Origin of the sequence: Burkholderia ubonensis subsp. mesacidophila, from assembly GCF_002097715.1 — a bacterium.
Classification (GTDB): Bacteria; Pseudomonadota; Gammaproteobacteria; order Burkholderiales; family Burkholderiaceae; genus Burkholderia; species Burkholderia mesacidophila.
In genome coordinates, this window is record NZ_CP020739.1 from 15,853 (window position 1) to 27,090 (window position 11,238).

General features: G+C 66.9%; 9 protein-coding genes. 3 read left to right on the plus strand and 6 right to left on the minus strand.

What is annotated here, in order from left to right:
* Window positions 1–339: 339 nt before the first annotated feature.
* The gene (locus tag B7P44_RS36925; RefSeq protein WP_133117989.1) at window positions 340–555 is read left to right on the plus strand and encodes a hypothetical protein; all 216 of its coding nucleotides are present in this window, start codon (window positions 340–342) and stop codon (window positions 553–555) included.
* Between the two features lie 1,228 nt (window positions 556–1,783).
* Window positions 1,784–2,824, plus strand: coding sequence for an iron-containing redox enzyme family protein (locus B7P44_RS32525; RefSeq protein WP_084910658.1), 1,041 nt, complete (start codon window positions 1,784–1,786; stop codon window positions 2,822–2,824).
* Window positions 2,825–2,865: 41 nt separating this feature from the next.
* On the opposite strand, the gene B7P44_RS32530 is transcribed toward B7P44_RS32525, so the two are convergent.
* The 6 genes from B7P44_RS32530 to B7P44_RS32555 form a co-directional block, all read right to left on the minus strand.
* The gene (locus tag B7P44_RS32530; protein ID WP_084910157.1) at window positions 2,866–3,459 is read right to left on the minus strand and encodes a TetR/AcrR family transcriptional regulator; all 594 of its coding nucleotides are present in this window, start codon (window positions 3,457–3,459) and stop codon (window positions 2,866–2,868) included.
* Window positions 3,460–3,724: 265 nt separating this feature from the next.
* A complete protein-coding gene (locus B7P44_RS32535; protein WP_407924052.1) occupies window positions 3,725–4,021 on the minus strand; it encodes a hypothetical protein in 297 nt (98 codons plus the stop codon).
* Between the two features lie 215 nt (window positions 4,022–4,236).
* Window positions 4,237–4,896 (minus strand): HAD family hydrolase, encoded by a 660-nt coding sequence (locus tag B7P44_RS32540; RefSeq protein ID WP_084910159.1) that lies wholly within the window; start codon window positions 4,894–4,896, stop codon window positions 4,237–4,239.
* Window positions 4,897–4,978: 82 nt separating this feature from the next.
* Complete coding sequence (locus tag B7P44_RS32545) at window positions 4,979–8,095, minus strand: efflux RND transporter permease subunit (protein WP_084910160.1); 3,117 nt, start codon at window positions 8,093–8,095, stop codon at window positions 4,979–4,981.
* Complete coding sequence (locus B7P44_RS32550; protein WP_084910161.1) at window positions 8,092–9,300, minus strand: efflux RND transporter periplasmic adaptor subunit; 1,209 nt, start codon at window positions 9,298–9,300, stop codon at window positions 8,092–8,094. The genes B7P44_RS32545 and B7P44_RS32550 overlap by 4 nt, the downstream gene beginning before the upstream one ends.
* The gene (locus B7P44_RS32555) at window positions 9,297–9,893 is read right to left on the minus strand and encodes a TetR/AcrR family transcriptional regulator (RefSeq protein ID WP_084910162.1); all 597 of its coding nucleotides are present in this window, start codon (window positions 9,891–9,893) and stop codon (window positions 9,297–9,299) included. Before B7P44_RS32555 ends, B7P44_RS32550 begins: the two co-directional genes overlap by 4 nt.
* 195 nt (window positions 9,894–10,088) lie before the next feature.
* Between B7P44_RS32555 and B7P44_RS32560 the strand changes: the two genes are divergently transcribed.
* On the plus strand, window positions 10,089–11,081 hold the full coding sequence (locus B7P44_RS32560; RefSeq protein WP_088511603.1) for an alpha/beta hydrolase family protein: 993 nt from the start codon (window positions 10,089–10,091) through the stop codon (window positions 11,079–11,081).
* Window positions 11,082–11,238: the final 157 nt, after the last annotated feature.

The following is an 11,238-nucleotide window of genomic DNA, read 5'->3' on the forward strand; positions in this document are numbered from 1 at the left end:
GAGCGTCAATCTTGATTCGGCAAATCAAGATATCTTTTCATGCAACAGCCATTTTCCTTGCTGTATCGACCATTCATCAGAACCTCACGCGCGCCGTCCGGCGCGGCCGGACAGGCGACGGCAGGCCGGATCCCCGCCTGCCACATTCCTGAATGATTTTTTCGATTGCATTAGTTGCGGCCAGCCAATCACGCTTGATCGATCCGCGCGATGACGCGTGTCGTTTCAGGCTCGACGAATTGAATTCGTGGATTGAACACGAATCCGTTCACCGAGCGCGACCGCGCATGACGATGCGCGCGGGCCGCGCGTCCCTTCCCATTCCCGCCACGGGGCGAGATGCTGATCGACTGCGTGCGCGGCGACGACACCGGCAGCGCACCGCGCATTCAACGGACTGCCGTAACGGCGGCCGCATTTGCCACGCAACGCTTGATTAGATTGATCCGGCAGGCTGGAGCGAATCGCGACACAAGAATTCACCCGCATGCGAACGAGGTGAAAATCGATTATTCTTTCACTTCAATTACACATTTCTCTCGATTTTCTGAATGAAATGGAGCGGAGCGGCTAATTTCAATTACCGACAAGCAACCGTTGCTACTGCCGCTTAATGAGACCGTTTAGTATCCGACGACAAATGCAGATCGCGACCGGCTTGATCGTCAGGCGCTTTTAAAGGAGTGCCACAAAAGTTCAACCGACGTCCGTCATTCACGCTTAATCAAATCGGCTTGCGTCAAGCCACTGCGCCCTGGCCGATACAAAGACCGTTTCGACATGAATATGACGGAATCTACTCGATGAACCGGACCTGCTCGCATGCAACCCGCTTCCCCCACGACGCGGCGTCATGGCCGCGCATGCCGACCACCGGACGCACGGTCCCGGAACCCATGCACGCGCATCGCGCGATCGATCGCCGGACCGCTTGACAAGCCACGCCGCTTCGACGAATATGCGCGTGATACTCATCTGTATCATTTAAATACACGAAATTCTGCTTGCGCATGCTGGTCCGATCACTCGCCTTTCCGGCCGTTTTCGGCGGCCCGGGAAGGCAAGCAACGAATGCTCCGAGAGCAGCCACGTCGCAGGGCCCGTGAGAACCTGAGAGAAGACGCGCAACCGGGCAGCGTCTGGGGGCGAGGCAACACAACAACAGGGCAACGCCCAAGTCAGCAATGACAGCCTCGCCCCCCTGCCGGCGTCGAATCCCGCGGATCGCCAATCGTCGCAGCGGCCATTCCCGCCGGGTATTTCGACTTTCGGACATCTTTTCTGCCCTTCGTGCGCGAGATAGAGAAAAGCTCGCGTTTGAGGCTTTATCCGTTCTTTACTAAATGACGATGCATGGACGCCCGCGCCTGCCGTGATCATGCCGCTCCCGTGATTATCCAAAGGCCGCGCGAATCCGGCGCGTGACATCGATGCATTGAGCGTATTCGAATATTCGCATCGGTCTTCCGCGTCTTGCTTCCCGCCCCCAATGGCGGCATTGCATCCTCCACCCGGTTCATCGGTTCACTTCTCTCCTCCGGATTTCAGGTGTCGTTTTTTATTTCATTCCGGCGCATCGTGTAAGATCCCCCCGCCCCAAGCGAGATCGAATATTACAAAAACAATCAAAACAATTACAATTACCTAGGCAACTGGCCAATCATCAGTAATTAAAAAGAAATCTACGGACTTTCACACCATGCAAGAGGATATTGTGGTATCGCGTACCGCTGCCGGCCCGGCATGCGACGACGCATGTCGAGGAGATGTGCTGGACGCCGCGTTGACGCTTCCGCTTCATCAGTCGATTTCGCTGCTTTGCGACACCGTGGACCTCGACGAGCGCGTCGAATCCCATCCGGACTGGAACCAGCGCCTGTTGTCCCGGGTTCGATCCGAACTCGGCAAGGCGCTCGATCAGCGCGACGAGCAAGCGCTGGAGGAAGTCCACGGGGCGCTGTTTGCGCTTTACGACCTGCACACGTGCGACGGCACGGAACCGCGCGCGATCAATCAGTTCAACCCGACGCTCACGCAGGTGCGACGCCATATCGAACGCGCATGGCTCGACAGCGAAGGCCGGCGCCTGGCTGTCGCCGCCCCTGCCGCGCCCGATGGCCGCTCGATCGTCGAGGCGATCAAGCGCATGTGGTCACAGCACCCGGTCGTGTCGCATCCCCTGTTCGACTTCCTCGAGAAAGAGGCATCGCGCGAGCAGATCGTGGCGTTCTTCCGGAGCGACAGCGCGCTTAACCTGCGCTTCTTCGACCTGCTCCTCTATGCAATGATCGGCGCGCGCAGCGAGGCGCGCAGCGAACTGGCGCAGAACCTGTGGGACGAAGCGGGGCGCGGCGACGCGGCGCAGAGCCACGTGAACCTGTTCCAGCATCTGCTGAACGTCGTCGGCGTCGGGCCGGCCGACGACAACCACGCGAGCGCGTTGGGATGGGAAGGGCTCGCGGGCCACAATCAGTTCATGCTGGCCTGCGTCAATCGCGCCCATTACTTCAAGTTGCTGGGTGTGATGGCGATCACCGAGCTGCTCGACCCGGCGCAGTATGAAAAGCTCGTCAACGGGTGCAGACGGGTCGGGCTGGGCAGCGAAAGCGAATTGAGCTACTACGAGGAGCACATCACGATCGACGTCGTTCACGGCGACGGCTGGCTGACCAACGTGATCACGCCGATCGTCGACCAGTCGCCGGCGATCGCCGGCGACATCCTGTTCGGCGCTGCGTGGCGGCTGTCGAGCTGCGACGCCTACTACAGCGCGCTGCACGCCAGGTTGCTGGCGCTGCCGATGCTGCACGACCAGGCTGCCTGACGCAGCGCCGCGCGCGATGCACTGCCGGGGTACGGCCGCGCTCAGGCGCGCCGTGCACCGCGCGGCTTCGGCGCGGCGCCGCCGTGCTCCTCGACCAGTTTCTTCGCGACTTCCCACGCATCCTGCGCGGCGTGATTGCGATCCCCCGCCACCGCCGCGATGGTCGCCCCGTCGAGGAGCATCACGATTTGCCGTGCCACGCGCTCGGCGGCGGCCGGCTCGACGAGGTCGATCATCAGGCCCTGAACGAACAGGCGCAAGTTCGCCTTCTGTGCGACCGAGATGCGGATGATCTCGCCCGAATCGGAGTGAAATTCGGACAACGCACCAACGAACATGCATCCCGAGAAATCGCGCGCCCTGAACCAGCGGCCATGCCATTCGAACAGTTCATGCAAGCGCTCGATGGGCGTTCCCTTGGTGCTCACCGCCTGCGTCATGGAGGCCAGCGCCTGGTGCGCCCGCTGCGTCAGGACTTCGGAAATGAGGTCGTTCTTGGTCGGGAAATTGCGGAACAGCGTCATCTTCGCGACGCCCGACTCCTTGATGATGCGATCGGTGCCGACGGCGTGGTAGCCATGTTCTGCAAATAGGCGTGTCGCCGTATCGATGATGTCCTGTCGCTTCGTGCTCATGGGTGTGACCTTTCCGGCGGGCCGACGGTGAGAAAGTCCGGACCCTGGATCGTCGCGATTATAAACGGATCGGTCTATCTGCCGCCAAGCCGCGGCAAAATGGACGAGATGGAGAAGCGATGCGCCCGACGTTGCAGGAAGAGATCCCATGGCATGCGGCAAGCGAGACGGGTACGTCTCGCTTGCCGCATGGAAATTCGCGCGAGACGTCGATGACGATGCGTGATGCGCTGCGCGACGCGCCGGCCGCGCAGCGCGGTGGCCGTTACTGCCCCGGCGACGGCGCGGCGCCGTTGGTGGCCTTTGCGCCGTCCGCCTTGCCTGCGGCGTTCTGCGTGTTCTGCGGATAACCGGACCGGTCGCCGGTCAGCCGATAGCCGTCCTTCTCGATGGCGCCCAGATCCTGGTTGCGCTTTTCCCGGGCTGCCTTGCGCGCCGCCTTGCGCTGCGCCTTGCTGAGTTCCTTGGGCGTCGGCTTGGCCATCGGTGCGGCTTCCGTCGCCGCATCCTGCGCAAACGCGATCGGCGCGCCCGCCAGCGCAAGGCCGATCGATGCCGCCATTGCCATCGAGACAACGCGAATCCTGTTCATGATCGAATCTCCTTGACGATTGTCGATCGTCGCTCGAACGCCTCTGCGGATGCATCCGGCGGGCGGCGATGCAGATGCCTTCTTTTATACAAGCCGCGCGGTCGCGATGCAATTGTCCGGCGAATATACCCCCGGCCCGCCATCATCGTGCGGCACGCACATTCGCCGACAGAATCCGCCGCGCGTCAGGACGCCCGCTTGCGGACGATGTCGGCCAGCTCGCCGAGGTCGCGCCTCACCGCGTGCTTGCCCAGGCTCGACCACGCGTCGAACGACGTCGTTCCGCTCACCGCGCCGACAAAGCCGGTGCCGGCCCGTTCCGCGGCTTGCGCGTCGACTGCATGGTCGCCGACATAGAGCGCCGCCGACGCCGGCACCTCGAGCCGCGACAACGCCAGCACGAGCCCCTCCGGGTCCGGCTTGTGACGTTGCACGTCCTCGCCGCCGACGATCACGTCGATCGACGCTCGCAAGTCCGCCACATCGAGGATCGCTTCGATGCGGTAGCGAAACTTGCTCGAAACGATCGCGGTCGCCACGCCCCGCTCGCGCAGCCGCGCAAGCAGGCCGGGCACCTCCGGATAGATCTTCGTCGACGGAACCATGATCTCGTCCGCCCGCGCCACGAACCGGCGCGCGAACTCGTCCGCCCGCTCCTGCCGGCCATCTCCGGTCAACGCACGGAACATCGCCTGCAGCGGCAGGCCGATCACCGGGTAGATCTGCTCGCTCGCCGCGGCATCGGCCCCAAGCTCGCGCAACGCGTGCTTCGTGCAGTCGATGATGCCCACGGACGAGTCGGCCAAGGTCAGGTCGAAATCAAAGATGACGGCATCGATATCCATGCAGGAACTCCGGATCATGTGTGCGCGTGCGCACGCCGCACGCGCGAGGGTTGAAGGTGTCGTTATTGCGCCAGCCATTTCCTCATACGGACCGCTCCTGCCGCTCGGCCTCGACCCGATCCTGCTCGGTGACCGACGTGAGGCGCACGAGCCGCGCGGCGAGCCGGGTCTTCAGGTCATCCATGCAGGTGTAGGCGACCGGCACGAACACGAGACTGAGCAGCGTCGACGTGATCAGCCCGCCGATTACCGCCACGGCCATCGGCGCGCGAAAGCCCGCGTCGGCACCGGTGCTGATGACGGACGGCACCATCCCGGCCACCATCGCGATCGTCGTCATGATGATCGGCCGCGCGCGCTCAGCGCCGGCGTGCAGCAGCGCCTCGTGACGCGGCATGCCCTCGCGGCGCTTCTCGATCGCGAACTCGACCATCAGGATCGAGTTCTTCGTGACGATGCCCATCAGCATCAGCATGCCGATCACGACCGGCAGGTCCAGCGCGGCGCCATACAGCAGCAGTGCGCCGAGCGCGCCGCCGACCGACAGCGGCAACGCGGTCAGGATCGTCAACGGCTGCAGGAAATCGCGGAACAGCAGCGTCAGCACCGCGAGCACCATCAGGATACCCAATGTCATCGCAGTGCCGAATTTGACGAACATCTCGCTCATGTATTCGGCATCCCCATACTCGGCCCGGCGCACGCCGTCCGGCAGCGCCTGCATCGACGGCAGCGCGCCAACCGCGTCGAGCACCGGGCCGAGCGTCGCGCCGTCCAGCAGGTCGGCGTCCACCGACACGCGCCGCAAACGGTCGAAACGCTCGATCTGCGACGGCCCGTTGCCGAAATCGACGTCGGCGACCGACTGCAACGGCACGCTCGCCCCGCTCTCGGTCGCGATGCGCAATTGCCGCAGCGTGTTCAGGTCGCCCCGCTCGGCCTCCGGCAGCGCGACGCGGATCGGCACCTGCCGATCGCGCAGGTTGAAGCGCGCCGAGTTCGCATTGATGTCGCCGACGGTCGCGATGCGTGCGACCGTACCGATCGCCTGGGTCGTCGCGCCCGCCCGCGCCGCCTCGTCGAAACGCGGACGCACGTGGATCTCCGGGCGCGGCAGCGGTTCGCTCACTTGAATGTTCGCGATGCCGGGCACGCCCTGCATCTGCCGCTGCAGCGCCGATGCGGTGTCCTGGAGCTGCGCCGGATCGTCGCCGACGAGAATGATCGACACGTCGCGCGACGCGCCGTCCGCGCGGAATGCATAGCGAATGTCCGCGATCCGGTCGAGCGCGGGGCGCAGCGAAGCCTCGAACGTCTTCAGGCCGAGTTTGCGCTTGCCAGGCGGCACGAGCTTCAGCGTCACGCTGCCGGTCGACACGTCGACGGTGCCCGCCGCATTCTCGCCGCCCGCCGTCGTGAACGTCGCCATCACCTCAGGCCGGCGCTTCGCTTCCGCCGCGATCCGCTGCAGCACCGCATCGGTTTTCGCGAGCGGCGTGCCGGGCGGCAGCGTCACCTCGATCCGCGACACGCTGGTGTCGTTGACCGGCAGGAAGCCGGACGGCAGCAGCGGCGCGATCGCGAGCGAACCGGCCAGGAAGGCCGCGCCCGCGAACACGCAGGTGCGCCGGTGCCGCAGCGCCCAGTCCAGCAGCTTCAGGTAGCGGCCGAGCACCCGCCCGCGGGCGCCGCCGGTCGCTCGCGCATGCGTGCCCGCCGGTTTCGGCTGCATCACGTAGGCGGCCATCAGCGGCGTGACGAGCCGCGCGACCAGCAGCGACGCCAGCACGGCAACCGACACGGTGATGCCGAACGGCGTGAAGTACCGGCCGACGATCCCGCCGATAAAACTGACCGGGAGAAACACCGCGACGATCGTCGCGGTGATCGCGACCACCGCGAAGCCGATCGCGTCGGCCGCGTCGATCGCGGCCCGGTACGGCCGCTTGCCCATGTCCAGATGGCGCTCGATGTTCTCGATCTCGACGATCGCGTCGTCCACCAGAATGCCGATCACGAGCGTCAGCGCCAGCAGCGTGATGCTGTTCAGCGTATAGCCGAACCACGACATCACCGCGAAGGTCGGCAGTATCGACAGCGGCAGCGCGACGGCCGCGACCAGCGTCGCGCGCCAGCTGCGCAGGAAGAAGAACACGACGAGCACGGTGAGCACGGCGCCCTCGATCAGCGTCGCCATCGTCGCGTTGTAGCTCGCGAGCGTGTAGTCGACCATCGACGTGACCTCGCGGATCTCGATCCCCGGATGCGCGCGCTGCACGCGCTCGAGCGCGGCCTGAACGCCGGCCGCGACGGTCGTGTCGCTCGATCCCTTTGCGCGGAAAACCGCGAAGCCAACCACTTCGTTGCCGTCGAACCGCGCCCGCGCGCGCTCGTCGCTGGCGCCGTCGCTCACGGTCGCGAGATCGGACAGGCGCGCCCAGCGGCCGTCGGCGAGCGCGATCGGCGTCGCGGCGAGCGCGTCGACCGACGCCGCGCCGCCGAGCGTGCGGATCGATTGCTCGCTGCCGGCCAGCACCGCGCGGCCGCCCGCCACGTCGACGCTGGTCCGCACGAGCTGCGCGTTGACCTGATCGGCGGTGACGCCGCGCGCCTCGAGCTGCGCCGGCAGCAGCGTCACGCGAATCTCGCGGTTGACGCCGCCCAGACGCTGCACGCGCTGCACGCCCGGCACCGCCAGCAGTTCGCGGCTGAGCGTCTCGTCGACGAACCACGACTGGTCGACGAGGCTGCGCCCGTCGGCCTTCAGCGCATAGTTGAGCATCGCGCCGCCTTCGACGTCGACGCGCGACACAATCGGTTCCTCGATCGATTGCGGCAGGTTCGCGCGGTTCTGCGTGACGGCCTCGCGCACGTCGCTGACCGCGCGCTGCGGGTCGACGCCGAGCTGGAACTCGACGGTCGTCACCGACATCCCGTCGCCGACCGTCGACGTGATGTGCCGCACGCCCGCGAGCCCCGACACCGCGCGCTCGACGGGCTGCGTGACCGCATGCTCGAGATCGGCGGGCGCCGTGCCGGTCTGCGCGATGGCCACCGTGACGATCGGGAACTCGACGCGCGGATTCGCATTGATCGGCAACTGCAGGAACGCGCCCCAGCCCGCCACCGCGAGCACGATGAACAGCACGATGGTCGGGATCGGCCGGCGGATCGCCCATGACGACAGTTTCATGCTCATTGCGAACGCTCGCCCTCTGCGCCGGCCGCCTGCACCACGTCGCCGTCGCGAACGAGCGCCGACGCCGACGCGACGACGCGCTCGCCGGCCTTCAGCCCGCCGCGGACTTCAACCCGCTCGCCGTCGCGCCGGCCCGCGACGATCGCGTGCCGCGCCACGCGGCCCGACACGTCGACCCGCATCACGAACGCGGCGCCCTGCGGGTCGAACGTAACGGCGCGCTGCGGCACCGCGACCGCGACGGTCGTCCGCTCCGCGACGAGCTCCGCGCGCGCGAAGCCGCCCGACCGGAAGCGCGACGCATCGGACAGCGCGATGCGCACCTTGCCCATCCGGCTCTGCGGATCGATGCGCGGCGCCACGAGACGCACGGCGCCGTCGACGGCGCCCTGCGAGTCGGGCAGCGTAACGCGCGCTTTCTGGCCGGCATGGAGGGCGTACAGATCGCGTTCGACCGCGTCGCCGTCGAATTCGAGTTCGCCGCGGCCGATCAGCCGGAACAGCGGCTCGCTGCCGGCCAGCGCGCCGACACGCGCCGCGCGGCTCGCGATCACGCCGTCCATCGGCGCGCGAATCGCAGCCTTGTCGAGTTGCGCGCGCGCCTCATCGAGCCGCGCCAGCGCCTGCTCGTGATCGGCGCGCGCCGCGCGCAGGCCGGCGGCGGCCGCATCGGCCTGCGCGCGGTGCTGATCGATCTGCTGGTCGCTCATCGCGCCGGAACCGGCGAGCGGCGCGACGCGGCGCCATGCGGACTGCGCGTCGTCGCCGAGCGCCTGCTGCTGCGCGACCGCGGCCCGTGCGCGGTCGGCCGCCGCACGCGCGTCGCGCACCCGCGCATCCAGCGTCGTGGTATCGAGCCGCGCGAGCATCTGGCCGGCCTTCACGTGGTCGCCTTCGTCGACCAGCACGGCCGACACGCGCTGATCCTGCAGCGGCGTGCCGATCGCGATGTCGTCGCGCCCGACGATCGTGCCGGTCAGCCGGATCGTGCGCGCGAACTCGGCCGGCGCGGCGGCGACGACGCTGACGCGCGGCACGGTCCGGGCGCGCGCCGGCTCGGTCTCGCCGCGCGTCGGCAGCGGCAGCAGGCTCGCGATGCCGCCCACCAGCACCAGCAACAGCGCAAAGGTCAGGACGCTGCACTTCACGCGCACGGCAGCCTTCCAGCGAAACGGGACGCGCGGCACGGGCGGTTTGCGGTTCATTGCGGTTGCAGCATCCGCTGGATGATCAGCCTGAGCATCTGCGTGTTCGCCTTCATCTTGAAGCCGGGCTCGGACACCACGCGCATGAACGCGCCTTCCGTGAGCGCGAGCAGCCAGGTGGCGATCAGGTCAGGCTTCAGGGTCCGGTCGATGCGCCCTTGGGCGATGCCGCGCTTGACCAGCGCGGCCAGCCGGCCCTTCACGAGCGACTCGTTCTCGGCGAACAGCGCCGCGATGTCCGCATTGCGCGTCGCCTCGACGCCGATTTCGATGGTGATGCGCACATAGACGGGGTCGCTCGCGAGCTGCATGAACTCGAGCGCGATTTCCTCGATCGCGGTAACCGCGTCTTCCGTGTCGAACCATTTCGCGAAGATGTCGGCCGTGATGCGCTGGTCCTCCAGCGCAATCGCCTCGATGATCGACGCCTTGGTCGGGAAGTAGTGAAACAGGTTGCCGGGGCTCATGCCCGCGGCCGCGCAGATCGACGCCGTCGACGTGCCGTGGAAACCGTTGCGCGCGAAACACTCGATCGCGGCGTCCAGAATCTGACGCCGCTTCGCTTCGACTTTTTCCGGATCGATCTTTCTCAAGGTGCACTCCCTGCTGGACGTTGACTCGAATCTTTAATAGACTGACTACTCGATCTATTATCAAGCGGCGGCAGACACGCGTCAAGCCGCCGATCCGGGGGCGAACCTTTCGCGCGCGTCGCAACGCCAGCCCCTGCCAACCCTGTTCGAGGCATCCAATTGAAACGCACGATCGTCATCCGCATCGTAGTCGTCATGCTTCTGGCGGCACTCGCCGCAGTCGGCGCCTACGCGCTGCGCGGCCTGTCCGACTTCGAATTGAACCGGGACGCGCGCGTGTCGACGCTGACGTTCCGTTCAGGCGGCGCCGAGCTCGCGGGCACGCTGGTGCTGCCGGCCCACACGAGCGACGCGCCGATCGCGCTGCTGATCCACGGCGACGGGCCGCGCGACCGCTTCTCGGAAGACGCGTACCTGCCGCTCGTCAACAGCCTGCTCGACGCCGGCATCGGCGTGTTCACGTGGGACAAGCAGGGCATCGGCAGCAGCGGCGGCGACTGGCTCGCGCAATCGATGCAGGACCGGGCCACCGAAACGATCGCCGCGATGGCGCGCGTGCGCGCCGCGGCCGGCCCCGCGCCGCGGATCGGCCTGCTCGGCTTCTCGCAGGGCGGCTGGGTGATCCCGCGCGTCGCGAACGAAGTCCGGCCGGCGTTCTCGGTGATCGTCGGCGGCGCCGTCAACTGGCGCCGACAAGGCGTCTACCTGACCCGGCAGCGCATGCAGCGCGAAGGCGCCGCGCCGGAGCAGATCGCAGCGCAGATCGCCGTCGAGCTGAAGTCGAACGACGCGATCTTCGGCCGCGCGGGCGAGCGCGCCGACCCGCGCGCGCGCCCCGACATCGAACCGCGCCGCTTCGGCTTCATCGCGCGCAATTACGCGGAAGACGCGTCGCGCGCGCTCGCGACGATGCAGGGCCCCGTGCTCGCCGTGTGGGGCGCGCAGGACCGCAACGTCGATCCGGTCGAGGACGCGAACGCGTACAGCCGCGCGTTCGGCGGTCGCGACGACCGGCGCGTCGTGATGGTGTCCGACGCGACGCACGCGCTGCTGCGCGCACGCTGGTTCGACTATCAGCTCGAATCCGACTGGCCGGCGTGGAAGAAGATCCTGTTCATGGGTCTCGGGCGCCGCGCGTACGAGCCGGGCGCGCTCGACACGATTGCCGGCTGGATCAACGCGCAGTAAGCCCGCGGCGGCCCGCAGGCGTGCCGGCCGAAAACCGGGCAACGGACCGGCGCCTTCTGCAGTACCCTGCTCACTTCCGGCACGGCGTCGCTCACGAAGCGTGCCGGCGCTTTTCCCCATCCGCGGCTCCGGCACACGCACCGGCGCCGCGCCAAGG